This window comes from Delftia sp. S65, assembly GCF_016516495.1.
Taxonomy (GTDB): domain Bacteria; phylum Pseudomonadota; class Gammaproteobacteria; order Burkholderiales; family Burkholderiaceae_C; genus Comamonas; species Comamonas acidovorans.
In genome coordinates this window covers 86440-111894 of the sequence record NZ_JACVUR010000005.1, presented here as the reverse complement: position 1 = coordinate 111894, position 25455 = coordinate 86440, and the positions used below count along the sequence as shown (strand labels likewise).

The 25455-nt window shown below is 69.1% G+C and carries 21 protein-coding genes; 13 read left to right on the top strand and 8 right to left on the bottom strand.

The window, feature by feature from the left end; all coding sequences use genetic code 11:
• Positions 1–42: 42 nt before the first annotated feature.
• Positions 43–1539, bottom strand: coding sequence for a hypothetical protein (locus IAE24_RS06795; RefSeq protein ID WP_199960445.1), 1497 nt, complete (start codon positions 1537–1539; stop codon positions 43–45).
• A 560-nt stretch (positions 1540–2099) separates the two neighbouring features.
• Between IAE24_RS06795 and fabI the strand changes: the two genes are divergently transcribed.
• From fabI to IAE24_RS06750, 9 genes are all read left to right on the top strand, one after another.
• Entirely contained in the window at positions 2100–2867 is a 768-nt protein-coding gene (gene fabI / locus IAE24_RS06790; protein ID WP_012202694.1) for an enoyl-ACP reductase FabI, read from the top strand.
• Positions 2868–2900: 33 nt separating this feature from the next.
• Positions 2901–4376 carry an efflux transporter outer membrane subunit gene (locus IAE24_RS06785; RefSeq protein ID WP_043791350.1) on the top strand — a complete coding sequence of 492 codons (1476 nt, stop codon included), beginning with the start codon at positions 2901–2903 and terminating at the stop codon, positions 4374–4376.
• A 17-nt stretch (positions 4377–4393) separates the two neighbouring features.
• Positions 4394–5485: an HlyD family secretion protein gene (locus IAE24_RS06780; protein ID WP_012202692.1), complete on the top strand. Its 1092-nt coding sequence runs from the start codon at positions 4394–4396 to the stop codon at positions 5483–5485.
• Positions 5482–8238, top strand: a complete 2757-nt coding sequence (gene rbbA / locus IAE24_RS06775; protein WP_199960446.1) for a ribosome-associated ATPase/putative transporter RbbA — start codon at positions 5482–5484, stop codon at positions 8236–8238. Before IAE24_RS06780 ends, rbbA begins: the two co-directional genes overlap by 4 nt.
• 1 nt (position 8239) lies before the next feature.
• Positions 8240–9370, top strand: a complete 1131-nt coding sequence (locus IAE24_RS06770) for an ABC transporter permease (protein ID WP_012202690.1) — start codon at positions 8240–8242, stop codon at positions 9368–9370.
• A 53-nt stretch (positions 9371–9423) separates the two neighbouring features.
• Positions 9424–9933 carry a hypothetical protein gene (locus tag IAE24_RS06765; protein WP_034389636.1) on the top strand — a complete coding sequence of 170 codons (510 nt, stop codon included), beginning with the start codon at positions 9424–9426 and terminating at the stop codon, positions 9931–9933.
• A 137-nt stretch (positions 9934–10070) separates the two neighbouring features.
• Positions 10071–12530 carry a DUF3141 domain-containing protein gene (locus IAE24_RS06760; protein ID WP_199960447.1) on the top strand — a complete coding sequence of 820 codons (2460 nt, stop codon included), beginning with the start codon at positions 10071–10073 and terminating at the stop codon, positions 12528–12530.
• The gene (locus IAE24_RS06755) at positions 12527–13981 is read left to right on the top strand and encodes a bifunctional enoyl-CoA hydratase/phosphate acetyltransferase (RefSeq protein ID WP_198820625.1); all 1455 of its coding nucleotides are present in this window, start codon (positions 12527–12529) and stop codon (positions 13979–13981) included. The genes IAE24_RS06760 and IAE24_RS06755 overlap by 4 nt, the downstream gene beginning before the upstream one ends.
• Positions 13978–15210: an acetate/propionate family kinase gene (locus IAE24_RS06750; protein WP_199960448.1), complete on the top strand. Its 1233-nt coding sequence runs from the start codon at positions 13978–13980 to the stop codon at positions 15208–15210. Before IAE24_RS06755 ends, IAE24_RS06750 begins: the two co-directional genes overlap by 4 nt.
• Here the strand turns inward: IAE24_RS06750 and IAE24_RS06745 are convergent.
• Positions 15207–15557, bottom strand: coding sequence for a chorismate mutase (locus tag IAE24_RS06745; RefSeq protein ID WP_016449526.1), 351 nt, complete (start codon positions 15555–15557; stop codon positions 15207–15209). The genes IAE24_RS06750 and IAE24_RS06745 overlap by 4 nt on opposite strands.
• The gene (gene trpE, locus IAE24_RS06740; RefSeq protein WP_199960449.1) at positions 15554–17053 is read right to left on the bottom strand and encodes an anthranilate synthase component I; all 1500 of its coding nucleotides are present in this window, start codon (positions 17051–17053) and stop codon (positions 15554–15556) included. The genes IAE24_RS06745 and trpE overlap by 4 nt, the downstream gene beginning before the upstream one ends.
• 357 nt (positions 17054–17410) lie before the next feature.
• On the opposite strand from trpE, the gene IAE24_RS06735 reads away from it, so the two are divergent.
• The 4 genes from IAE24_RS06735 to IAE24_RS06720 all read left to right on the top strand — a co-directional run bounded on the left by IAE24_RS06735 (position 17411) and on the right by IAE24_RS06720 (position 20452).
• Positions 17411–17806 carry a hypothetical protein gene (locus tag IAE24_RS06735; RefSeq protein WP_012202683.1) on the top strand — a complete coding sequence of 132 codons (396 nt, stop codon included), beginning with the start codon at positions 17411–17413 and terminating at the stop codon, positions 17804–17806.
• Positions 17803–18252 (top strand): hypothetical protein, encoded by a 450-nt coding sequence (locus tag IAE24_RS06730; RefSeq protein ID WP_199960450.1) that lies wholly within the window; start codon positions 17803–17805, stop codon positions 18250–18252. Before IAE24_RS06735 ends, IAE24_RS06730 begins: the two co-directional genes overlap by 4 nt.
• The gene (locus tag IAE24_RS06725) at positions 18252–19232 is read left to right on the top strand and encodes a CBASS cGAMP-activated phospholipase (RefSeq protein WP_199960451.1); all 981 of its coding nucleotides are present in this window, start codon (positions 18252–18254) and stop codon (positions 19230–19232) included. The genes IAE24_RS06730 and IAE24_RS06725 overlap by 1 nt, the downstream gene beginning before the upstream one ends.
• 623 nt (positions 19233–19855) lie before the next feature.
• Positions 19856–20452, top strand: coding sequence for a chalcone isomerase family protein (locus IAE24_RS06720; RefSeq protein WP_047473840.1), 597 nt, complete (start codon positions 19856–19858; stop codon positions 20450–20452).
• Here the strand turns inward: IAE24_RS06720 and IAE24_RS06715 are convergent.
• From IAE24_RS06715 to speE, 5 genes are all read right to left on the bottom strand, one after another.
• Positions 20427–21842, bottom strand: a complete 1416-nt coding sequence (locus tag IAE24_RS06715) for a sensor histidine kinase (protein WP_013804691.1) — start codon at positions 21840–21842, stop codon at positions 20427–20429. The two genes, IAE24_RS06720 and IAE24_RS06715, sit on opposite strands and share 26 nt — an antisense overlap.
• On the bottom strand, positions 21811–22497 hold the full coding sequence (locus IAE24_RS06710) for a response regulator transcription factor (RefSeq protein WP_199960452.1): 687 nt from the start codon (positions 22495–22497) through the stop codon (positions 21811–21813). The genes IAE24_RS06715 and IAE24_RS06710 overlap by 32 nt, the downstream gene beginning before the upstream one ends.
• Entirely contained in the window at positions 22475–22975 is a 501-nt protein-coding gene (locus IAE24_RS06705) for a hypothetical protein (RefSeq protein ID WP_043820125.1), read from the bottom strand. Before IAE24_RS06705 ends, IAE24_RS06710 begins: the two co-directional genes overlap by 23 nt.
• Before the next feature lie 170 nt (positions 22976–23145).
• Positions 23146–23838: a hypothetical protein gene (locus IAE24_RS06700; RefSeq protein WP_192367512.1), complete on the bottom strand. Its 693-nt coding sequence runs from the start codon at positions 23836–23838 to the stop codon at positions 23146–23148.
• A gap of 216 nt (positions 23839–24054) precedes the next feature.
• Entirely contained in the window at positions 24055–25350 is a 1296-nt protein-coding gene (speE, locus tag IAE24_RS06695) for a polyamine aminopropyltransferase (RefSeq protein ID WP_199960453.1), read from the bottom strand.
• Positions 25351–25455 lie beyond the last annotated feature (105 nt).

Below are 25455 nucleotides of genomic sequence, written 5' to 3'. Positions count from 1 at the left end.
TTTGTGACACAACGACGACACGCGGCCCGGCCCGCGCCGCGACTACCTCAGCGCGAGTTGCTCAGTGAAGCTGCGCCCACCGGGCGTTTCGCGGTGCTGCTGGGTGCGGTGCTCCACCAGCTGGTCCCACGTCTGCATCTGGCGCTCTTGCGTCTTGCGCAGCGCGCCGGTGACCTGCTTGCCGGCTGTCTCGATCAGCGTGGTGATGGTGCGGCTGTCCTGCACCTTGGTCAGGTCATAGTTGCCCGACTGCAAATCCAGCATGCTGCGGTTGCGCGCCTTTTTGGATTCGGCGTTCAGGGACTCGGTCACCACCTGGGCGATCGACTCGCCCTCCCTGCCGCGGGACTGCCGGGTGGTCTTCTGGCCCACCTGGTACTCGGCGCGGCCGATTTCGGTCACGGCGCCGAATTCGTTGGTGTTCTCGAAGTCACCGCTGAAGCTGGCCTGGAAATCGGCCAGGCCGCTTTGCAGGGACTGCACGGAACGCTCCAGCCCGGAGAGCGCGACGATCGCGCCCGGCGCGGCCGGCGCCTGCGCGTTGTGCAGCTGACTGAAGGCACTCTTGAACATGTCCACCAGCGCCGCATCCGCACGGCCGCGCTGCGCGGCGGCATCAAAGCGCTTCAGATGCTGGTCCAGCGCGGACTGGCGCTGTGAAGCGCTGGCGCCCACGGGGGCATCGGACTCCAGGTTGACGGCCAGCTCGCCCGCCGCGCCCTTCATCGCCACCGATCGGCCATCGGCGCCCACATGCAGGCTGAACGAGGACAGGGGCTGCGAAGGCTTGGGGTTCTTGATGTCCAGGTCCAGGCCGGACAGCACGCTGCGGTCGAAGTCCATCAGCTTGCCCAGTTCCAGCTGGGGCTTGCCCGGCTTTCCCAGGCCTTCCAGCGCTTCGTCCAGCCCGTCGGCCAGTTGGGCAATGGCCGCGCTCTCGGCTTGGCTCAAGGTGCCGGAACTCTTGACCTCGACCCGCAGCCCGCTGCTGCTGCCCGCTTCGCTGCCGTCGTTCGTGGCAATCCGCAGCTCCACGGTCTGGCCCGATTGCGTGCGGATCTTCAGGCTCACGGTGGCAGCGCCCACGGACACATCGCTCAGTGCGGACTTGTCCAGGGCCTGCGCATCCGCGCTGCCTGCGACGGAGTCGGCCGCCGTGGGCGCCTGGTACTCCGCAACCGTCTGTTGGTAGTCCGACGGCGTGGCCGCAAAGCGCGACAGCAGGGCGCCGCCCAGGCCGCGCCAGCGGTCGGCCAGGCTGGCCGACGGGCCCAGGCCCAGGTTGCGCGCCATCAGGGTGCTGATGTCGTCCCTGTCTTGCGAGGCCCAGGCCCGGGTCAGCCTGAACTGCCCCAGTTCCACGGGCTGCGGTTTGGCATAGATGACGCTGGACCCTGGGGACTGGCCCAGCGTGACCTGCGTGCCCGGGTCGGCGGGTGCAGCAGCTGCCGTGGTCGCTGACGACCTCACGGACACCGTGGGCCGCATGCCCGCTGCGCTGGCGGCAAAGCTGGCGCCGGTGGATGAAATGCTGGTCATGGATTGATCGTCTTCCTTCGGTCTTGTCTTGACTGAATGGCGGCCCCAGGCCTTTGCAGGCAGGGGATTTTCTCTGTTCATGGACCATCGGCAGATTTCCGATTTTCTTTACCCCCGTGCACCAATATGGTGTGAAAACCTTGTATTCATTGAAATCCGGCCAATACAGGGAATGTTTGGCTGTTGGCGCAAAAAAGACGCCATTGCTCTACTGGACGCAGCGACCGGCGGCAAGCGGCATCCTCTCAGTGACGCCGCCCTCTTTGACCTGAGTCAAGACTATGGAGTGAACTGCATCGATATAACGAAACGGCATCGCCAAAATCGGTCGCTGCAGTGCAACATAGATAGAATGAAAAAGACCAGGAGACGATATTGGCATACAAACCTTTGATTTGCATGCATCAAAACAAGCTATCAAAAGCTTCGTAGTCACAGGAAATACAAACATTCGCCGTGGCGCATATGTCGGCAATGCCGCGCCATGCCCCGTGATTCCTGACGAAGCCGCCCCCAAGCGGCCTGTTTCCCGGCAGACCTTCTGATCTGGAGCATTCGAGATGACGCTATTGGCTGGCAAAAAGGGCCTGATCGTCGGCATCGCCAACCGCGACAGCATTGCCTGGGCCTGTGCCCGGGCCATGCATGCGGCGGGCGCCGAGATCGGCGCGACCTGGCAGAACGACAAGGCCCGTGTGCATGTGGAGCCCCTGCTCGACGAGATCGGTGCCGAGCTGCGCATGCCGCTGGACGTGGGCGACGACGAGCAGATGCGCGCACTGTTCGATGCCGCCGCCGTGCGCTGGGGCCGGCTGGACTTCGTGCTGCACGCCGTGGCCTACGCCCCGCGCAAGGACCTGCAGGGCCGCGTGGTGGACAGCTCCCGCGAGGGCTTTGCGCTGGCCATGGACATCTCCTGCCACTCCTTCATCCGCATGGCCCACCTGGCCGAGCCGCTGATGGCCGCCAGCGGCGGCAGCCTCATGACGCTGAGCTACCTGGGCGCCAGCGAGGTCATGCCGCACTACGGAATCATGGGCCCGGTCAAGGCCGCGCTGGAGTCCACCACGCGCTATCTGGCGGCCGAACTGGGCCCCTCGCGCATCCGCGTCAATGCCGTCTCGCCCGGGCCCATCGCCACGCGCGCGGCCTCGGGCATTGCCGCGTTCGATGAACTCGTGGCCGACAGCGTGCGCCGCTCGCCCATTGCCGGCGAGCTGCGGCCCGACGACGTGGGGCCGCTGTGCGCCTTCCTGGCCTCGGACGGGGCGCGCGCCATCACGGGCTGCACGCTGTATGTCGATGGCGGCCACCACATCCTCAACTAGCGGCTGCCGCACCGGCGCCCCGCAGCACTGCAGATGACCCTCCCATTCCCCCGAACCGCCGCCGCAGCGCTGGCAGCCGCACTGGCCGCCGCCCTGGCAGGATGTGCCTCCCTGGCGCCGCCGCACGAGCCGCCGCCCCTGCCCACGCCCGAGGCCTGGCCTGCCCATCTGCAGGCGGGCGCCCAGGGTGTCGCCGCCGCCGGCCTGCCCTGGCGCGACTACTTCACCGACCCCGTGCTGCGCCAGCTGATCGCCACCGCGCTGGAGCACAACCGCGACCTGCGCGTGGCCGCGCTGCGCGCCGAAGAGGCGCGCGCGGCCTTCCAGATCCAGCGCTCCGAGCTGTTCCCGGCCATTGGCGTGGGCGGCCAGGCCGCGCGGGCGCGCGTGCCTGGCGACCTCAACCTCTCGGGCCGCTCCGTGGTCAGCGGCGAGTACCGCGCCGAGGTCGGCTTCAGCAGCTGGGAGCTGGACCTGTGGGGCCGCGTGCGCAGCCTCAAGGACGCGGCCCTGCAGACCTGGCTGGCCAGCGATGCGGGCCGCCACGCCGTGCAGACCGCGCTGATCGCCCAGGTGGCCGATGGCTACCTGGGCCTGCGCGAGCTGGACGAGCGCGTGGCCATTGCGCGCGAGACGCTGGCCACGCGCCAGGAATCCTTTCGCATCTTCACGCGCCGCGAGGCCGTGGGCGCCAGCTCGCGCCTGCAGCTGGCCCAGGTCCAGACCCTGCTGACCCAGGCCCAGGCCCTGCTGGCCCAGCTGGAGCTGGCACGCGCGCAGCAGCTGCACGCACTGGCCCAGCTGGTCGGCGCCCACCCGGGCCCGCTGCCCGCCGCCGCACCCTTTGACGACGCCCTGGTGCTGGCCGAGCTGCGGCCGGGCCTGCCCTCGGAACTGCTCACGGCGCGGCCCGACATTGCCGCGGCCGAGCACCAGCTGCGCGCGGCCCGGGCCCAGATCGGCGCGGCGCGCGCCGCCTTCTTCCCGCGCATTGCGCTCACGGCCCGCTGGGGCACGGCCAGCGCCGAACTCGACGGCCTGTTCGACGGCGGCAGCCGCGCCTGGGCCTTCGTGCCCACGGTGTCCCTACCCATCTTCGACGGCGGCCGGCGCCGCGCCAACCTGGAGCTGGGCGAGATCCGCAGCGACATGGCCGTGGCCCAGTACGAGAAAGCCATCCAGACCGCCTTCCGCGAGGTGGCCGACGGCCTGGCCGCGCGCCGCTGGCTGTCCGAACAGATCACCGTGCAGCGCACCGCCGTGCAGGCCCAGGCCGAGCGCGCGCGGCTGGCGCAGCTGCGCTACGACAACGGCTCGGCCGCCTACCTGGAGGTGCTGGACGCCCAGCGCGACCTGCTGGCCGCACGCCAGCAACTGGTGCAGGCGCGGCGCGCCCTGCTGTCCAGCCAGGTGGGCCTGTATGCCGCCCTGGGCGGCGGCAGCGGGGCGGAACCTGCCGCGCTGCCCGCCACCCTGCCGGCCACGCCTGCCGATCCCCCGAATTCCTGAAGCCTCCGGACCCGCCCATGGACAAGAACACCTCTCTGAAGAACAAGATCGTGCCGATCGCCGCCGTGGCGGTCCTGGCCCTCGTGGCCTGGTGGGCCTGGAAGACCTTCACGCCCAAGGGCCCTGGCGAGGGCTTCGTCGGCAGCAACGGCCGGGTCGAGGCCACCGAGATCGACATCTCCACCAAGCTGCCCGGCCGCGTGGAGGAAATCCTGGTGCGCGAGGGCGACTTCGTGCAGGCCGGCCAGCCCGTGGCGCGCATGCAGATCGACACCCTGCGCGCCCAGCGCCAGGAAGCCGACGCCATGCGCCAGCAGGCCGAGCACAGCGTGGCCGCGGCCGAGGCCCAGGTCACCCTGCGCCGCAGCGACCTGGCCGCCGCCCAGGCCCTGATCGTGCAGCGCGAGACCGAGGTGGACGCCGCGCAGCGCCGCTTCAAGCGCTCGGAAACGCTGGCGCGCGAGGGCGCCTCCTCGGTGCAGGAGCTCGATGACGACCGCGCCCGCGTGCGCGGCAGCGAGGCGGCGCTGGCCGCCACGCGCGCCCAGGCCGCCGCTGCCCAGGCCGCCGTGAAGGCAGCCGAGGCCCAGGTGGTGGGCGTGCGCTCCCAGGTGCAGGCGGCCACGGCCACGGTGGCGCGCGTGCAGGCCGACATCGACGACGGCGTGCTCAAGGCCCCGCGCGACGGCCGCGTGCAGCTGCGCGTGGCCCAGCCCGGCGAAGTGCTGGGCGCAGGCGGGCGCGTGCTCAACCTGCTGGACCTGTCCGATGTCTACATGACCTTCTTCGTGCCGGAAACTGCAGCCGGGCGCATCGCACTGGGCAGCGAGGTGCGCCTGGTGCTGGACGCCGCGCCCGAGTACGTGATCCCGGCCCGCGTCTCCTTCGTCGCCAGCCAGGCCCAGTTCACGCCCAAGACCGTGGAGACCGCCAGCGAGCGCCAGAAGCTGATGTTCCGCGTGCGCGCCCAGATCCCGCCGGAGCTGCTGCGCCGCCATCTGGAACAGGTCAAGACCGGCGTGCCCGGCATGGCCTGGCTGCGCACCGATGCCAGCCATGAGTGGCCCGCCAACCTGGCCATCAAGCTGCCAGCCCAGCCCGCGCAATGAGCGAGAGCACGACGCCCCATGCCAGCGGCTGGGTCGTGCGCCTGAAGGGCGTGCACCAGCGCTATGGCCAGGTCCAGGCGCTGGCGGGCATCGACCTGGACATTCCCGAAGGCCGCATGGTCGGCCTGATCGGGCCGGACGGCGTGGGCAAGTCCAGCCTCATGGCGCTGATCTCCGGGGCGCGCAAGATCCAGGAAGGCAGCGTCGAGGTGCTGGGCGGCGACATGGCCCAGCGCCGCCACCGCGAGGCCGTCTGCCCGCGCGTGGCCTACATGCCGCAGGGCCTGGGGCGCAACCTCTATCCCACGCTGTCGGTGGAGGAGAACTTGCAGTTCTTCGCGCGCCTGTTCGGCCATGACGCGGCCGAGCGGCGCCGCCGCATCGACGATCTCACCCAGGCCACGGGCCTGCGCAAATTCCTGGAGCGGCCGGCCGGCAAGCTGTCGGGCGGCATGAAGCAGAAGCTGGGCCTGTGCTGCGCGCTGATCCACGACCCCGACCTGCTCATTCTTGACGAGCCCACCACGGGCGTGGACCCGCTGGCGCGCGCCCAGTTCTGGGACCTGATCGCGCGCATCCGCCGCCAGCGCCCCGGCATGAGCGTGCTGGTGGCCACGGCCTACATGGACGAGGCCCAGCGCTTCGACTGGCTGGTGGCCATGGACGAGGGCCGCGTGCTGGCCACGGGCACGCCGGCCGAGCTGCTGCAGCGCACGGACAGCCGCTCGCTGGAAGAGGCCTTCATCGCCCTGCTGCCCGAAGAGAAAAAGCGCGGCCATGCGCCCGTGACCATCGCCCCCCTGCCCGAGGGCGGCGAGGACGACATCGCCATCGAGGCCAGGGACCTGACCATGCGCTTTGGCGACTTCGTCGCCGTGGACCATGTGTCGTTCCGCATCCGCCGCGGCGAGATCTTCGGCTTCCTGGGCTCCAACGGCTGCGGCAAGAGCACCACCATGAAGATGCTGACCGGCCTGCTGCCGGCCAGCGAGGGCCAGGCCTGGCTGTTCGGCCAGCCCGTGGACCCGCGCGACATCGACACGCGCCGCCGCGTGGGCTACATGACCCAGGCGTTCTCGCTGTATGGCGAGCTGACCGTGCACCAGAACCTGGTGCTGCATGCGCGCCTGTTCGGCGTGCCCGAGGCGGACATTCCCGCGCGCGTGGCCGAGATGCTGCAGCGCTTTGACCTGCAGGCCGCGCAGCACAGCCTGCCGGCCGCCCTGCCGCTGGGCATGCGCCAGCGCCTGTCGCTGGCCGTGGCCATGGTGCACAAGCCCGAGCTGCTCATCCTGGACGAGCCCACCTCGGGCGTGGACCCCGTGGCGCGCGACGGCTTCTGGCGCCTGCTGGTGGAGCTGTCGCGGCGCGACCGCGTGACCATCTTCATCTCCACCCACTTCATGAACGAGGCCGAGCGCTGCGACCGCATGTCCATGATGCATGCGGGCAAGGTGCTGGACAGCGACACGCCCGCGCGCCTGGTGGCCAAGCGCGGCGCGGCCACGCTGGAGGAAGCCTTCATCGGCTACCTGGTCGAGGCCGGTGGCGGCGAGGCCCCGGCCGAGGAACAGCAGGCCGCACCAGCCACCCCCGCTGCCGTGGAAACGCACACTGCGCGCCGCCGCCATTTCAGCGCCCAGCGCATGCTCAGCTATGTCTGGCGCGAAGCGCTGGAGCTGCAGCGCGACCCGGTGCGCGCCACGCTGGCCCTGGTGGGCTCGCTGATCCTGATGTTCGTGATGGGCTACGGCATCAGCCTGGACGTGGAGGACCTGCGCTTTGCCGTGCTGGACCGCGACCAGACCACCATCAGCCGCAGCTATGCGATGAGCCTGTCGGGCTCGCGCTACTTCATCGAGCAGCCGCCGCTGACCGACTACGACGCACTGGACCGCCGCATGCGCAGCGGCGAGCTGACCCTGGCCATCGAGATCCCGCCGGGCTTTGCGCGCGACGTGCTGCGCGGCGGCTCCGTGCAGGTGGGCGCCTGGTTCGACGGCGCCATGCCCACGCGCGCCGAGACCGTGCGCGGCTACCTGCAGGGCATCCACCAGCACTGGCTGACCGAGCAGGCGCGCGAGCGCCTGGGCGTGGCGCCGGCCGGCCTCATCGACATCCAGACGCGCTTTCGCTACAACCCCGACGTGCGCAGCCTGCCGGCCATGGTGCCGGCCGTCATGCCCCTGCTGCTGCTGCTTTTGCCCGCCATGCTGACGGCGCTGGCCGTGGTGCGCGAGAAGGAAAGCGGCTCCATCACCAACCTCTACGTCACGCCGGTCACGCGCACCGAATTCCTGCTGGGCAAGCAACTGCCCTATGTGGTGCTGGCCATGCTGAACTTCCTGCTGATGTGCCTGATGGCCGTCACCCTGTTCGGCGTTCCCGTGACGGGCAGCTTTGCCACGCTGGCCCTGGCGGCGCTGATCTTCAGCGGCGCCTCCACGGGCTTCGGCCTGCTGGCCTCCACGCTGACGCGCAGCCAGATCGCCTCGATGTTCCTGGTGCTGATCGGCACGCTGATCCCCACCACGCAGTTCGCGGGCCTGGTCGATCCCGTGTCCTCGCTGGAGGGGGCGGGCCGCATCATCGGCGAGGTCTATCCGGCCAGCCACATGATCGCCATCAGCCGCGGCGTGTTCAGCAAGGCGCTGGGATTTCGGGAACTGGCCGGCTCGTTCGGGCCGCTGCTGCTGTCCGTGCCGGTGATCCTGGGCCTGGCCATTGCACTGACCAGAAAGCAGGAGAGCTGACATGCGCACCCGCCTTTTCTCCAACATCTACCGGCTGGGCGTCAAGGAGCTGTGGAGCCTGTGGCGCGACCCCGTGCTGCTGGTGCTCATCGCCTATGTGTTCACGGTCTCCATCTACACGGCGGCCACGGCCATGCCCGAGAGCCTGCACAACGCGCCCATCGCCATCGTGGACGAGGACGGCTCGCCGCTGTCGCAGCGCATTGCGGGCGCCTTCTATCCGCCGCAGTTCGCGCCGCCGGCCATGATCGATCGCACGCAGATGGACCCGGGCATGGACTCTGGCACCTACACCTTCGTGCTCAACATCCCGCCCAACTTCCAGCGCGACGTGCTGGCGGGCCGCGCCCCCGAGCTGCAGCTGAACGTGGATGCCACGCGCATGAGCCAGGCCTTCACGGGCAACAGCTATGTGCAGCAGATCGTCACGGCCGAGGTCAGCGAGTTCGTGCGGCGCTTTCGGGGCGCCACTGCCCTGCCGGTGGACCTGGTGGTGCGCGCGCGCTTCAATCCCGCGCTGGACAAGGTCTGGTTCGGCGGGCTGATGCAGATCATCAACAACGTGACCATGCTGTCCATCATCCTCACGGGCGCGGCCCTGATCCGCGAGCGCGAGCACGGCACGGTGGAGCACCTGCTGGTCATGCCGGTGACACCGACCGAGATCATGCTGGCCAAGATATGGTCCATGGGACTGGTCGTGCTGGTCACCGCCTTTGCCTCGCTCAACCTCGTGGTGCGCGGCGCCCTGGGCGTTCCCATCGAAGGCTCGCTGCCGCTGTTCCTGGCGGGGGCCGCGCTGTGCCTGTTCGCCACAACGTCGCTGGGGATCTTCCTTGCCACGCTGGCGCGCAACATGCCACAGTTCGGCATGCTGCTGGTGCTCGTGCTGCTGCCGCTGCAGCTGCTGTCGGGCGCCATGACGCCGCGCGAAAGCATGCCTGAGCTGGTGCAGAACATCATGCTGGCCGCGCCGACCACCCACTTTGTCGAGCTGTCGCAGGCCATCCTCTACCGCGGAGCGGGGCTGGACGTGGTCTGGAAGCCTTTCCTCGCGCTGGCCGCGATCGGCTCCGTGCTGTTCGCCCTCACGCTCACCCGTTTTCGCAAGACCATCAGCCAGATGGCCTGATTTCGTTCCCGCCGCCAAGGCATCTTTCCATCTCAACCAGCAAGGAGTTTCATATGAGCGCACAGACCATTCCCCTCCATCTGCTCAAGGCACAGCTTGAACTGCAGCTGCACCTGAGCCGGCTGCTGCAGGAAAGCGGCCAACAGTGGCTGGAGCATGCCGCACGCAACGGCCCCGAGCGCATCGCCGAGACCGGCAGCGAGATCGAGGGCGTGCAGCAGACCAGCAGCTGGCAGGAGCTGGCCACCCTGCCCGCCCAGGCCTTCTGGCGCCACGCCCACCTGCGCATGGGCCATGCCCAGGCCCTGGCCCAGACCGCCATGGCCAGCCAGATGACCCTGGCCCAGGGCGTGCAGCAGGCCGTGCACGACTGGCAGCAACAGGTGGCAGCCACGCTGGGCAACAGCACCCAGGGCGCAGCCGACACCGCCGTGCCGTGGAGCGACCTGCTCGCCCGCTGGACCTCGGCCGTGCAGTCCGTGGCCCAGCCCGCCCATGCGGCGCAGCAGCCCATTGCGGCAGCCGCTGCCGAAACGGCCCGCGACACCACAGCCCAGGGCTGACGGCTCCCAAGGAAGCCGCCACGCGGTCCCGCAGGTTCGGGGCCGCATGGGCGCGGGGCGGCCATCCGCACCCAGCCACAAGCAATCACACGCAATCTAAGAGCAGGGCATGACATGCCGGTAAAGGAGTGGGCCAGATGAACGAGAACCTGCAGAGCCACGGCACCGTGGACGTGGGAGGGATGTGGGGCGATCCGATGAAGCTGTCGCAGGCAGCCGCGCAATACGCCACCGATGCCTGGCAGCGCTCGCTGCTGTATGCCGACATCCGGCGCCAGCGTGGCAACCAGTACCGCGAGCATCTGGCCGAGGAAGTGCCCAATGTGCTGAGCTTCCGGGCCGAGATCGTGATGTCGGGCCTGGACCTGCCGCGCCCCGTCAACTACGGCCTGGCACGCATCGCGCCCATGGAGGGCACGGTCATCGACCCGGCCAAGCGCCCCTTCATCGTCGTCGATCCGCGCGCGGGCCACGGCCCCGGCATCGGCGGCTTCAAGCCCGACAGCGAGATCGGCGCCGCGCTCAAGGCCGGCCATCCCTGCTACTTCGTGGGCTTCCTGCCCGACCCCGTGCCCGGCCAGACCGTCGAGGACGTGATGCGCGCCGAGGCCCAATTCGTGCGCAAGGTCGCCGAGCTGCACCCCGAGAGCCGGGGCAAGCCCGCCGTCATCGGCAACTGCCAGGCCGGCTGGCAGATCCTCATGACGGCCGCCGTCTGGCCCGAGCTGTTCGGCCCCATCATCGTGGCCGGTGCGCCGCTGTCGTACTGGGCCGGCGACAACCCCATGCGCTACGGCGGCGGCCTCATGGGCGGCAGCTGGATGACGGCGCTGACCAGCGACCTGGGCGCGGGCCGCTTCGACGGCGCATGGCTGGTGCAGAACTTCGAGAACCTCAACCCGGCCAACACGCTGTGGGAAAAGCAGTACCAGGTCTATGCCGACGTGGACACCGAGGGGCCGCGCTACCTGGGCTTCGAGAAGTACTGGGGCGGCTATGTCTTCCTGGAAGGCCGCGAGATGCAGTACATCGTGGACAACCTGTTCATCGGCAACCGGCTGGCCACGGCCGAGCTGACGACCTCGGACGGCGTGCGCATCGACCTGCGCAACATCCGCTCGCCCATCGTGGTGTTCTGCTCGCATGGCGACAACATCACGCCGCCGGGCCAGGCCCTGGGCTGGATCACCGACCTGTACCGCGACGACGAGGACATCGCCGCCCACGACCAGACCATCGTCTTCGCCACGCATGACAGCATCGGCCACCTGGGCATCTTTGTCTCGGGCGCCGTGGGCCGCAAGGAGCACCGCGAGTTCGCGGCGCACATCGACATCATCGACCTGCTGCCCGCCGGCATCTACCGCGCCGAGATCGCCGACCGCCCGGCCGGTGTGCCGGCACAGGACCTGACCGACGACGCCTACCTGATGAAGATCCGCCGCAGCGACCTGGCCGAGGTGCGCTCCATCGTCCGGCCCGACCCCGAAAGCGAGCGCCATTTCGCCGCTGCCGCGCGCGTCTCCGAAATCAACCTGGCCCTGTACCGCAACACCGTGCAGCCCTGGGTGCAGGCGCTGTCCACGCCGCTGTCTGCGCGCTGGCTGCAGGCCATGCACCCGCTGCGCGTGGGCTATGAATGCTGGTCGGACTCGCACCCGCTGGCGCCCGTCGTGGCCCAGGCCGCCGAGCATGCGCGCGAGGACCGCCACCCCGTCGAGCCCGACAACCCCTTCCTGAAGGCGCAGCAGGCCATGTCGCAGGCCGTGGTGCATCTGCTCGACACCTACCGCGACCAGCGCGATGCCATGCAGGCGCGGCTGTTCCACGCCATCTATGGCTCGCCCCTGGTCCAGGCCCTGGCCGGCCAGAGCCGCCAGGACGACGGCCCGCCGCGCCCGCACCCCGGCGAATCGCCCGAGCACTGCCAGTACATGCGCCAGGAGCTGGCGCGGCTGCACGAAAGCGTGGCCCAGGGCGGGCTGTACGAGGCCGTCATCCGCGCCCTGTTCCACGTGCTGCGCGCACGCGGCGAGGCCGATGAGCGCCACTTCCGCCACGCCTGGCGGCTGCTGCAGGACCACCTGGGCGGCTTGCCGCCCGACATGGCGCAGTTCCGCCGCATCGTGCGCCGCCAGGCCCTGCTGATGCAGCGCGAGCCCGACGCCGCCATGGCCGCCATCCCCCGGTTGCTGGCCGCCTCGCCCGCCGCCGACATCCGCTGGGGCATGACCACGGTGGACGAACTGGCCAACCAGGGCGGCAACCTCAGCGATGCCGAGCACCAGCGCCTGCTGCAGGCCATGGGGCATTTCGTGCAGGCGCTGGAGGCCGCCGAGTCCAGACAGGCGAAAGAGCAGACCGAGCGGCACCCGGCCATCGCGCCAGCCTCGGTGGCCGAGCCTGAACCCGCACCTTTGACGGCACCTTTGACGGCGCCTCTGACCGCTCCTGTTGCGGCTCCTGTGGCCGCTCCTGCTGCAGCTCCTGAACCGGCACCCGAGCCCGCACCTGTTCCCGACTCCGCGCCTGCCGCCAAGCGCCCCGCACGCGCCCAGGCCAGCCGCGCACACCCCAGCCCCCGGAAAAAGCGATGAACCTCTCCCCCGATTCCGATGCGGCCCTGCCGCCCGAAGACCTGGCCCTGCTGCGCAACCACAGCTTTGACGAACTGGACGTGGGCGACAGCGCCAGCCTGGAACGCACGCTGAGCACCCAGGACCTGCGCCTGTTCGCCGCCCTGTCGGGCGCGGCCGTGGCCGACGGCGCCGGTGCCGGTGCCGGCACGGTTGCCGGCGCCGACGATGACGACACGGCCCTGATCGCCCATGGCATGTGGGGCAGCATGCTGCTGGCCTCGGTGCTGGGCACGCGCCTGCCCGGCCCGGGCACCACCCTGGTTGGCCAGACGCTGCGCTTTCTGGCGCCGCTGGCCGCAGGCGACCGGCTGACCGTGCGCGTGGAGGTGCTGGCCAAGCAGGCCGAGCAGCGCCAGGTCACGCTGGCCGTGGCCTGCACCAACCAGCATGGCGCCGCCGTGATCGAGGGCCAGGCCACCGTGCATGCGCCTGCGCGCCACATCGAGCGCCAGCGCACCAGCCTGCCCGAGATCCGCCTGGAGGCCGGTGGACGCGACGGCCTGCAGCGCCTGCTGGCCCATGTGGCCGGCCTGCCGCCCATCCGCGTGGCCGTGGTCCATCCCTGCGACGAGCCCAGCCTCTCGGCCGCGCTGGACGCGCGCCGCGAAGGTCTGATCGACCCCGTGCTGGTGGCCCCGCGTGCGCGGCTGGAGGCCGTGGCGGCCGAGCACGGGCTGGACCTGGGCGGCCTGCGCATCGAGGACGTGCCGCACAGCCACGCCGCCGCCACGCGCGGCGCCGAGCTGGCCGCCTGCGGCGAGGTCGAGGCCATCATGAAAGGCAGCCTGCACACGGACGAACTCATGGCCGAGGTGGTGGCCGCCGCCGCCGGCCTGCGCACCAAGCGCCGCGTCAGCCATTGCTTCGTGCTGCAGACGCCGCACTACCCGCGCCCCTTCATCGTCACCGACGCGGCCATCAACCTCGCGCCCGACCTGCAGCAAAAGGCCGACATCGTGCGCAACGCCATCGCCCTGGCCCATGCCATCGGCGTGCCCGAGCCCAAGGTCGCCATCCTGGCCGCCGTGGAGACCGTGAGCCCGCACATGCCGGCCACGCTGGACGCCGCAGCGCTGTGCAAGATGGCCGACCGGGGCCAGATCGAAGGCGGCGTGCTCGACGGGCCGCTGGCCTTCGACAACGCCGTGTCCATGGCCGCCGCGCGCACCAAGGGCATCGATTCGCCCGTGGCGGGCCAGGCCGACATCCTGGTCGTGCCCGACCTGGAAAGCGGCAACATGCTGGCCAAGCAGCTCATGTACATGGGCGAGGCGGCCAGCGCCGGCATCGTCATGGGCGCCAAGGTGCCCGTGATCCTGACCAGCCGCGCCGACAGCCGCGCCTCGCGCATCGCCTCCTGCGCCATCGCCCTGCTGCTGGCCCACCGCTACCGGAACTCCCCGCCATGATCCCTGCCCACACCGCCTCCCCTGCCGCCCACGAACTGGTCGTGGTGCTCAACTGCGGCTCGTCCAGCATCAAGTTCGCCGTCTTCGACGGTGCCCAGCGCCCGCTGCCGCGCAAGCCGCTGTGGAACGGCAAGGTCCAGGGCATAGGCGGGCCCGCGCCCGACTTCGGCGAGAGCGGCGTGCCGCCCTTTGCCATTGCCCTGGATGCCGCCCACCCCTACCGCGCCGCGCTGCAGCTGATCCGCGAGCGCATCACCGCGCGCCTGGCGCAGCTGGACGGCGCCCGCGTGGCCGCCGTCGCCCACCGCGTGGTGCACGGCGGCAGCCGCTACTTCGAGCCCGTGCGCGTCGATGCCGGCGTGCTGGCCGACCTCAAGGCCTTCATCCCGCTGGCGCCGCTGCACCAGCCCTTTGCGCTGGAGGCCATGGACATCCTGCTGCGCGAGCGGCCCGAACTGGTGCAGGTGGCCTGCTTCGACACCGCCTTCCACCACACGCTGCCCAAGGTCGAGCAACTGCTGCCCCTGCCGCATGCGGCCTGGGAGCGCGGGCTGCGCCGCTACGGCTTCCACGGCCTGTCCTACGAATACATGGCCACCGCCCTGCCCGAGCGCCATGGCGACCTGGCGCGCGGGCGCACCCTGGTGGCCCACCTGGGCAGCGGCGCCAGCCTGTGCGCCATGCAGGGCCTGCAAAGCGTGGCCACGACCATGGGGTTCTCTGCGCTGGACGGCCTGATGATGGGCACGCGCACCGGCGCGCTGGACCCTGGTGCCGTGATCTACCTGATGGAAATCGAAAAGCTCAGCCTGCAGGAAGTGGGCCGCATCCTGTACCACGAGTCCGGCCTGCTGGGCGTCTCGGGCACCTCGTCCGAGCCGCGCGTGCTGCTGCCGCTGGAGTCAGGCGCCGATGCCCAGGCCGAGCGTGCGCGCGATGCGCTGGCCCTGTACGTGCGGCGCATCGTGCGCGAGATCGGCGCCCTGGTCGCCGTGCTGGGCGGCCTGGACCTGCTGGTGTTCACCGCAGGCGTGGGCGAGCACAGCGCCGAGATACGGCGGCGCGTGTGCGAGGGCCTGGGCTTTCTGGGCCTGCGGCTGGACGCCGAGGCCAATGCGCGCGATGCGGCCGTGATCTCGGCCACCGGCAGCGCCGTCACCGTGGGCGTGGAGCCCACCAACGAGGAATGGGTGGCAGCGCGCCATGCGCTGCGCTGGCTGCCGGGCTAGGAACGATCGTCCTGCGCACCGCCTTCGCGCAGCCGCGCGAACTCGCGGTGCTCGTAGGCAATGCATTCCTCCATGAGGTGGCGGTACACCGCCTCCATCATGTCGGGCTGGCCGCCCTCGGCGGCCGTGCGCTCGCGCACGCGGCGCACGATGGCCTCGATGCGGCCCTCGTCGCGCACCTGGGCCGCATCGGCCTTGATGCGCGCGGCCTGCTGCATGTAGCCCATGCGCGTGACCAGCAGCGGCACCAGCACATCGTCCAGCGCATCCACATTGCGGCGCACATCCAGCATGTCGGTGCAGTGCTGCACCAGGTCGATGGCCTGCTTGGCGCGGTCCGTGCTCATTCCAGTCCTTCCTCCACCAGCTCGGCCGCGCGCATCAGTGCGCGCGCCTTGTGCTCGGTCTCTTTCCATTCCATCTCGGGCACGGAATCGGCCACCACGCCGGCGGCGGCCTGCACGTAGAGCGTGCCGTCCTTGATCACGCCCGTGCGGATGGCAATGGCCAGGTCCATGTCGCCCGCAAAGCTCAGGTAGCCGCAGGCGCCGCCGTAGATGCCGCGCTTGGTGGGCTCCAGCTGGTCGATGACCTCCATGGCATGCACCTTGGGCGCGCCCGTCAGCGTGCCGGCCGGGAAGGTGGCCTTGAACACGTCCATGTTGTCCATGCCGTCGCGCAGGATGCCCTCCACGTTGCTGACGATGTGCATCACGTGGCTGTAGCGTTCCACGGCAAAGGCCTCGGTCACCTTCACGCTGCCCGTCTTGGCGATGCGGCCGATGTCGTTGCGCGCCAGGTCGATCAGCATCACGTGCTCGGCGCGTTCCTTGGGGTCGGCCACCAGTTCCTTTTCGGTGGCCTTGTCGGCCTCGGGCGTGGCGCCGCGCGGGCGCGTGCCGGCCAGCGGACGGATGGTGACCTTCTGGCCCTCGTCCGTGTTCTCCTGGCGCACCAGGATCTCGGGGCTGGCACCCACCACATGGAAATCGCCCAGGTGGTAGTAGTACATGTAGGGGCTGGGATTGAGCGATCGCAGCGCGCGGTACAGGCTCAAGGGGCTGGCCGTGAAGCGCTTGTGGATGCGCTGGCCCACCTGCACCTGCATGAAGTCGCCCGCGGCGATCAGCTCCTTGGCCTTCTCCACGGCCGCCAGGTAGTCCTCCTTGGCAAAGCTGCGCTGGGCCGGGTGGCTCTCGCCGGCCTTGATCTGCGGCGCGCTGACCGAGTAGCGCAGCAAATCCTTCAGCTGGCGCAGCCGCTTCTTGGCGCGCGTATAGGCCTCGCTCTCGCCGGGGTTGGCATAGACGATCAGGTACAGCTTGCCCGACAGGTTGTCGATCACCGCCACTTCCTCGCACTGCAGCAGCAGGATGTCGGGGCAGTTGAGCGTATCGGGCGGGCAGGAATCTTCCAGCTTCTTCTCGATGTAGCGCACGGCGTCGTAGCCGAAGTAGCCGGCCAGCCCGCCGCAAAAACGCGGCAGCCCCGGGCGCAGCGCCACCTTGAAGCGCTTTTGGTAGGCAGCGATGAAGTCCAGCGGATTGCCCTTGGCCGTCTCCACCACCTGGCCATCGGTCACCACCTCGGTGCATGCGGCCTCGCCGAAGCCGCTGGCGCGCAGCAGCGTGCGTGCAGGCAGGCCGATGAAGCTGTAGCGCCCGAAGCGCTCGCCGCCCACCACGGACTCCAGCAAAAAGCTGTGCTTGCCGTCACCGCCCGCATGGGCCAGCTTGAGGTAGAGGGACAGGGGGGTTTCGAGATCCGCAAACGCCTCGACCATCAGAGGGATGCGGTTGTAGCCCTGCGCAGCAAGGCTCTTGAATTCGAGTTCGGTGATCACGGGGGAAGGCTCCGGATTGCGTGGCGCTGGCAGACCTGGTGTGGGTGCGGGCTGCGTATGGATTGCGCCGATTCATTCGATTGGCCCGTAGGGCCTCGGGTGCACGCCGGGTCGCGCCCCGGGTGCTTCAGCTGTTCAGTTGGACAGGCTTGCGCCAGGGCCAGGCTCCCCGGTCTCCACAACCTGCAATGAACATGCGATGAATGAACATAGCGGGCAAGTGTAGCGCAGACGCGGCTGGGTACAAGTGCGGACCGGCGCCTTGCGGGGGCGCCGCAGGGGCCTGCCATGGCCACAATTGACACCCTGGTCAGCCTGACCAACAATGGCAGCACAACCTGACCAGAAAGGTCGACCATGCCGTCCCATTTCTCCGCCCGCACCGACGCTGCCTTGCCCGAGGGCGAACGCGACCCGCTGAACCGCGCCCTGCGGGACCTGAGCCATCAGGTCGGATCGGCCATGCCGCGCAACACCACGCCCATGCCGATCTCGGTCTTCAAGGCGCAGTACGGCGCGGTGCTCAAACAGGCCGATCACGACGGGGTGGCCCTCATCTCCCAGGGCCGCAAGCGCTACGTGATCGTCAGCGAGGAGCACATGGTGGCCCTGTCCGCCAACGAACGCGCCCCCCGCACGGTGGCCGACATCTGCCGGTCCCTGCCACTGCCGCGCCAAGCCGTGGATCTGTCCGCTGCGCAAATGTCCGGGGCGCGCGGCGATATCGACGTACCCGCCCGGCGCGCGCGATGAGCCGCTACCTGCTGGGCCCCCGCTGCCTGCTGTGGATGGCGAACCAGGAGCCCGCGACCCTGGAGTGGTTCTCCACCATCCGGCCTCTGGACTGCATCGTCAGCGACCTGTCCATGGCCATCGCCAAGGCGGCCGTGGCCGAGGCATTCCATGACCTGCGTGACCGCAACGAATGGTTCTCCCTGCTCGATGCGCTGTATGCCAACCTGCGCGCCGAAGGCGCCTCCATGCTGACCAGCGTGGACAACAAGGTGCTGGAGCGCTTCATCGAATGGCGCAACTTCGCGCCGCTGGACAGCCAGGGCCCGCGGGGCACGGCGCCCCTGGCGCAGGACCTGCGGCTGCTCATCGCCACGGCCGACCTGCTCAAGGTCTGCTACACCGAACCCGCCAACCTCTACCTGACGCAGGCCGCCGCCCGGGGCGTCACCGTGCACGCGCTGTGATGGACTTCGACGTACCGCCCCTGTCCAGCGCGGTGCGCCAGGGCCTGCGCCGGCGCCGGGTCATCCTGAGCCTGTCGGGCGGCGGCTATCGCGGCCTGTTCAGCGCCCATGTGCTGGAGCGCATCCACCGCGAATTCGGCAACGGCGACCTGCTGGAGAAAGTGGACCTGTTCGCCGGCACCTCCATCGGCGCCATCATCGCCACCGCCCTGGCCAGCGGCTGCCAGCCCGCGCGCATCAAGCAACTGCTGCTGGACCACGGCCCCGCCATCTTTCCCTCCAAATGGCTGCCCGGCCTGCGCCAGGCCATGGGCAAGGCGCTCTATGACAGCGCCCCGCTGCGCGCAGCGATCAAGGAGGCCATGCCGCAAGCGGAGCAGTCCGCCCTGGGGCAACTGCAGGTGCCGCTGCTGCTGCCCGCCGTGAACTGGAATTCATCGCAGCTGCACGTGCTGGCCAGCGGCGCCCTGCCCGATAGGGACCGGCTGGGCCTGACGCTGATGGACGCCATGCTGGCCTCATCGGCCGCCCCCACCTACTTTCCCGCGCACGCCGCAGCAGGCCATGTCTTCGTGGACGGCGGACTCGCCGCCAACGCGCCCGACCTGCTGGCCCTGCAGGCCGCCCGCCAGCTCTGGGGGCCGGCCGCCGACATCGTGATGATCAGCATAGGCACCGCCAACCCCCAGCAGGGCCAGGACCCCGTGGCCATGCCCCGGCGCGGGCTGACCCTGGTCAAGCCCCTGCTGGACCTGGTCATGGCCGCCCAGGAGGTCCAGGCCGTCAAGGCGGCCCGCCAGGAACTGGGCACCAGCAGCTACCTGCGCCTGAACTTCACGCAGCCCGCAGCCCAGCAAAAGCGCCTGGGCCTGGACATCGCCAACGCCGACAGCACCCGGCTGCTGCAGGCCCTGGGCGACGAATGCATCGCCGCCCTCATGGACCAGGAAAAGACGCTGCTGAAGAACGTCCTGGGCTGAAACGCCCAAGGCTTCTCGCCCACCCGGCCGAGCGCAGCGAAGGCCCGGGCCAACTCCCCGTATGTCAGCGCCTGCGCCGTGGTGGTTGCGGGGTTGCAGTCCTGCCGCAGGACAGGACTGCTTCGTCATCTGACTCGCCGTGATTGTTTGAACGTAGCGCGCAGCGCGAAGTGAGTTTCACGGCGAACCCCGCAACCGCCACGGCGCAGGTTGCCCCGCAGCGCAGCGAAGGGGACGCGGACATTCGGGCGCTTTTCTTTGCTCACTTTCTTGTAGCGAGACAAGAAAGTGAGTCGGCTGCCGGGCCGAAACCCGGCCTCGAAAAGAAACGCCCCGACAGGGGCTTGCAAAGAGAACCAGCGGTGCAACGCACAGACAAGGTGGACGGGACGTTAAGAACACGTGCAAAGCCGTGCGGACGCCCTTGCGGGTAGCCCCATCCCGTCCATAACCGCAGGAACGTGGGCATACACCCACGACAAGAAAGCGGACCGAGCAGGATGATAGCCACCCTCCATCGGCCCGCGAAAACCCTGTTGCCACCCCCACCCGATCCCCACAACATGTCGCCCGGACGTAACAAACCGCAACCGGGCCACAGCCCGCCCCCCGCAGGAGACACCATGACCGCCTTGCCCCGCTGGATGAAGACAGCCGCCCTGGCCATGGCGCTGGCGATGCCGCTGGCCGCCACTGCCCAGGAGCCTGCGCGCACCGTCGCGGGCGTGGCCTATCCCGCCCAGGCCGGGGTGGGCGGCCAGACGCTGCAGCTCAATGGCGCGGGCATTCGCTACAAGGCCATCTTCAAGGTCTACACGGCGGGCCTGTACCTGGAAAAGCCGGCCGCCAGCCTGCAGGAGATCGCGGCCCTGCCCGGCCCCAAGCGCGTGAGCGTGACCATGCTGCGCGAGATCGATTCGGCCGAGCTGGGCAAGCTGTTCGCGCGCGGCATCGAGGACAACATGGAGCGCGCGCGCTTCTCGCGCCTGGTGCCCGGCGTGCTGCGCATGAGCGACATCTTCACGCAGCACAAGAAGCTGCTGCCGGGCGAGAACTTCTCGGTGGACTGGGTGCCGGGCCAGGGTGCCCAGGTCTTCGTCAAGGGACAGGCCCAGGGCGCGCCCTTCCAGGAGCCCGAGTTCTTCCAGGCGCTGCTGGGCATCTGGCTGGGCCCGCACCCGGCCGACGAGCAGCTCAAGAAGGCATTGCTGGGCGGTTGAACGGCTGCGCGGGCTCCTGCACCGGCCCGGCAAAGCGCGCCTGGATCTCCAGCCCCGTGGCACCGGGCAGGGCCGTGAGCGTCCAGCCATGGGCGCGCGCAATCTCCAGGCAGATGGGCAGGCCCAGGCCCGCACCCAGGTCGCGCCGCTCGCTGCTGCGCCAAAAGCGCTCGAAGATGCGCGGCAGGTCCTCGGGCGGCACGCCACGGCCCTGGTCCAGCACCGAAAAGCCCAGGCCGCAGGCCTTCACGGTGACGGTGGCGCCCTGCGGGCTGTGCTGCACGGCGTTCTCGATCAGGTTCTTGAGCAGCACGAACAGCGCGCCCCGGTCGGCACGCCAGGCAGGCGAGCCGTCCTTGACCTCGCAGTGGATGTGGACGCCGCATTTTTCGGAGGCGCGGGCCATGAAGTCGCAGACCTCGCCAATGATGTCGGCCGGCGCAATGTCTTCCATGCGGTAGCGCTGGTGTTCGCAGACCTCGGCCAGGTGCAGCAGCTGCTGGACCTGGCGCGCCATGTGGTCCACGTCCTTGAGCAGCTCGGGACTGCGCCGGTCCTCGGGCTCCAGCTCGATCTGCACGCGCATCAGGGCCAGCGGCGTCTTGAGCTCATGCGCGGCCATGGACAGGAATTCCTGCTGGTTCCTGAAGCCGGCCTGCAGCCGGTCCAGCACGTGGTTGAAGGCCTCGACCAGGGGCGCGAACTCGCGCGGCAGGTCCTTGGGCTGCAGGCGCGTGCCCAGGGTCTGCGGCGTGATGCGCTGGGCATCCTGCGCGGCCACGCCCAGCGGCCTGAGCATGCGCTGCAGCGTGCGGTGCGTGGAGAACAGGAACACGACCAGGAAGACCACGCCGATGGCCACCATGCCGCGCCACAGCGCGGGCAGGCCCACCGATTCGCGCAGCCAGTCCACCATGCGGTCGCTGACGGCTATCTGCACGTGCCACGTCGTGCCATCGTGGACCAGCGTGGCCGTGCCCGCGCGCATGACCACGCCGCCGCGCTCATAGGCAAAGGCCTTGAGCTCGGGGTCGAAGCCCTGGCCGGTCTGCGTCAGCGGCTGCATTTCGCCGTTGGGGGCGAAGACCACGCGGCCGCGGGCGTCGGTGATGCGCAGCTGCATTTCCTCGCCCAGGCTGGTCAGCATCCAGGCCTTGAGTTCACGCTCGCTGAACCCCTGGGGCACGCCCTTGGCGTCGAAGCTCACCCACTCGGCCAGCTTCTCGGCCGCATGCCCCATGCCGCGCTGCAGCGCGTAGCTGTCGAAGGGCTTGGCGACGAGGATCACCAGCGCGCCGACCAGCAGCGCGCTGAACACCATGCTCAACCCATAGACGGCCAGCAGCCGCGAGCGCAGGCTACCGGGCCAGCAAAGGTTCGCGAAGCGCATAGCCCTGACCCCGGATGTTGACGATTTCCATGCACGAGCCGGCCGCGGCCAGCTTGCGGCGCAGCCGGTGCAGGGCCACATCGAGGGCGTTGGGCGTGACCACGCCGCTCATGCCCCAGGCCGCCGCCTCCAGCGTGGAGCGGCGCACCGTGGCGCCGGCCTTGCGCACCAGGCTGAGCATGATCTGCAGCTCCGCCGGCGGCAGCGCGATGGCCGAGCCCGCGCAGTGCATGCAGGCCTGCTGCGGGCTGATGCTGATGTCGCCCAGCTGCGGCGCCAGCTCCTGCACCAGGGCCGGGCGGCGCAGCAGGGCGCGCACGCGGGCAATCAGTTCTTCCATGGGAAAGGGCTTGGTCAGGTAGTCGTCGGCCCCGGCTTCCAGGCCGCCCACGCGGTCGCTGAGCGCGTCACGGGCCGTGAGCATCAGGCAGGGCGTGGAGCGGCCTGCGGCGCGCAGGCGCTGCACCAGTTGCAGGCCGTCGCCATCGGGCAGGCCGCGGTCGATGACGATGACGCCGTAGTCGATGTCCTGCAGGGCCAGCCAGGCCGTGGAGATCTGGTGGAAGACGTCGGTCTCTATGCCGGAGTTGGCCAGCGAGCGGCTGACCAGCGTGGCCAGCCTGGCATGGTCCTCAATTAATGCGATGCGATTCATGGTTTCCGTCGTTGCCGCACAGGGACAGCAAATGCTCCCTGATCCCGGTGATGCGCTGCGGCGCCATGGGCTCGACCAGCACATGGATGACCCACAGGTCCTCGACCATGGCGCGGCATTGCAGGGCAATGTCCTCGGACACCAGATCGTCGGCGCATGCCGCGTCCACGAAATCAAACCATATGTTCTGGAATCTTGCGCGGGTCAGCAACTGTGCGGCCGTCTTCTGGCCGCGCTGGCGGGACAGGGCATGCTCGCAGACGCAGCGCACGTAGGCGCGCAGGTGGCGTGCGGGGCCTGGCGGCTCCTCGGCCAGCGCCTGCAGCAGGTCCTCGCGGAACTTGAGGATGACCAGCTCGAAGATCGTCTCCAGCCGCACGGCACGGTGCTGGCTGCATTCTTGGAAGCGCGAACCCAGGGAATACGCCTGGCCCGCCGCCTGGATACCTATCACGTCCTGGTAGATGGAGGCTTGCATTGCGATGGCACGTTCTGTCGTTTCAGGCTCCGTCGGTCCGCCGCGAGAGCGGCAAACCTTCGGGGAAAACGGCCATGCTCCCCGATTGCGTCTTACTGGCGACTTACCGGCCCCTGAATCTGGCCCATTACACCGGGAATATGCAGGCGGCCGGTTTGATCAATATTGGCTCAAATATCTTCCTGCCAGCCAGCAACATACCTGACCAGCGCCCACTGCGCCAGCCACAGCGCCATATAGCCAAAGGTCTCCACCAGCTCCTCCAGCACGATCACCTGATAATCAAACCATTGCTGCAGGACAATGAAGCCATGACCTTCCGCATTGGTGGATATCACCATGGCCGCGACAAATGTCGCCAGGCTGAATATCGGCAGCGCCTTCTCGCGCACCAGGCGCTTGATGACCTTGTTCCAGACACCGTGGCGCACAAACCAATAGCAGCAAAGCAGCAGCATGGCACCCACCACCCATTTGACGGCGGGCCGGTACCACAGCACCTGGGAGCTGATCACCGGCCCCCACTTGCCAGCCTCCAGGCTGGGCAGGAAAGCCGCGCCCCAGGCCAGTTCACGCCCCAGAAAGGCCAGCCAGAACAGGGAGGCGATCCACCACAGTGGCGCTGCAAAGGAGCCCTTTTGCCGCCGCGCCGCAACCAGGGCCGCCACCATGCCCAGCAGCAGGGTCACGGCCTGGATATTCTCCAGGAATCCATTTTCCCAGCTCAGGCTTTGCGGCAATACAAAGCTCAGGGGAAAACTCAATACCAGTCCCGCCAACAAAGCCCAATTCCAAAGCCGCAGCAAGGAATCATCGTGGTATTTGGACGTGGATATTCTTGTTTTTGAAAGGGAAGCAGTCATTTTGATACAGGGCGTCTGGCGCTTTATCTGTTGATATGGTTTTTGCAAGCACGCAATATCCCGGAATACTTACCAGGAAGCCGGAAAAATGGCGGGCGCACGGGCCTTCCCACCGTTTTTCATTACAGCAGACTTGCCACCAGATTGCAGCACTGTGTCAAATTTGCCCTGCCGGGCGCGCAGTTGCCACCGCAGCCCGGCCAGGGCGGGCCGGGCTCAGGCGACGCGGACCGCGCGCGGGGGCAGCGCCGCCAGGGGCGCGGGCTGCACCAGGTCGCGGTAATAGTTGGGCAGCGCGAACAGTGCGGGGTGCACTTCGGCGTTGTAGTAGCGCAGGTCGGGCAGGCGGCGCTCGGCCAGGCGCTGGCGCAGCTGGGCGGGGGGCAGCGCCGCCGCATCCAGCGTGTCGGAGGCCACGGCCAGGCCCCAGTAGGCGCCGTACAGGGGGATGTAGAGGCCGTAGCAGCGCACGATGGCAAAGCGCTCGCGCAGGCTGGCCACCAGCCGCGCCACCTGCTCGCCATGGAAGACGGGGCTGCCCAGGTGCAGCACCAGGGCGCCGCCCGGCGCCAGCACGCGCTTCATGCGCGCCAGGGCCTGGTCGGAGTACAGCGCGCTGGCAGGCGTGTCGGGGTCGGTGAGGTCCATGAGCGCGAGGTCGAAACGCTCTTCGGTGTGCTCCACCATGGCCATGCCGTCGCCTATGCGCAGCTGCAGGCGCGGGTCATCGAACACGCCCCGGTGCACCTGCTGCAGGTGCGTGCGCGCGGCCTGGACCACGGCCTCGTCCAGCTCGGCCACCACCACCTGCTCCATGGACGGGTGCTTGAGCAGCTCCTCGGCCGCGCCGCCATCACCACCGCCCAGGATCAGCGCCTTGCGCGGCGCCGGGTGGGCCAGGGCAGCGGGGTGGACCAGGGCCTCGTGGTAGAAGAATTCCTCGCCTTCGGAGGTCATGAAGCGACCGTCCAGGCGCAGCACCTTGCCGAACTGCGGCGTATGCAGCAGCTCCAGTTCCTGATGGGGCGTCTGCACGGTTTCGCGCCGCGTGGCGCGCCAGCCAAAGCGCGCATGGGGCGTGAGCGCCTCCAGCGCCCAATCGCCCTCATCGGCCGCCGCCTCGTCCTTGGCGCCGGGGCCGATGTCGCCGCGCATGAGCTGCTGGCGCACCACGCGGCCCGGCGCGTAGGCGGCGATCACGCCCTCCATCAGCGCGCGTGCCTTGCCCGAGTTGTCGGCGGAGAAGTTGCAGACGTAGACATCGACGGTGACGCAGCCGGTCTCGGGCCAGGTGTGTATGGCCAGGTGCGATTCGGCCAGCAGCACGGTGCCGGTGACGCCGCCGGGCTGGCCCTGGTAGTCCGGGAACTTGACCCAGCGGTCCTCCACCAGGGTCAGGCCGGCCTGCGCGGTCTGTGCGCGGCACAGGGCGGCGATGGCATCGGCGTCGAGCATGTGGCGCGCGTCGCCCTGGCATTGGTAGAGATCGGCGGTCAGGTGCAGTCCGTGCATGTCGCGTGCTTCCTCCTTGTCTGTGGCCGGATTACGGCCAGGATGGCAAAGCAGACGACTCTAGCAAAAACATAAATCGCACCGTCAAAGTGCGTTAACCATCGC